This is a genomic window from Escherichia sp. MOD1-EC5189 (assembly GCF_002966045.1).
GTDB classification, from domain to species: domain Bacteria; phylum Pseudomonadota; class Gammaproteobacteria; order Enterobacterales; family Enterobacteriaceae; genus Escherichia; species Escherichia coli_F.
On record NZ_PTRX01000126.1, the window covers coordinates 1 to 412 of the forward strand.

The window sequence follows — 412 nt, forward strand, 5'->3', positions numbered from 1 at the left end:
ACCGGGCGGCGCTTTGAGCACGGGGTGACGGACTGTTACACGCTGTTCCGGGATGCTTACCATCTGGCGGGGATTGAGATGCCGGATTTTCATCGCGAGGATGACTGGTGGCGTCACGGTCAGAATCTCTATCTGGATAATCTGGAGGCCACAGGGCTGTATCAGGTGCCGTTGTCAGCGGCGCAGCCGGGCGATGTGCTGCTGTGCTGTTTTGGTTCATCGGTGCCGAATCATGCCGCCATTTACTGTGGTGACAGCGAGCTGCTGCACCATATTCCTGAACAACTGAGCAAACGAGAGAGGTACACCGACAAATGGCAGCGACGCACACACTCCCTCTGGCGTCACCGGGCATGGCACGCATCTGCCTTTACGGGGATTTACAACGATTTGGCCGCCGCATCGACCTTCG

At 58.0% G+C, this 412-nt stretch carries 1 protein-coding gene; it reads left to right on the forward strand.

Annotation, left to right across the window (positions count from 1 at the left end):
• Window positions 1–412, forward strand: a 412-nt coding sequence (locus ATB02_RS25855; RefSeq protein ID WP_105272418.1) for an NlpC/P60 family protein, incomplete at both ends; no start/stop codon positions are given.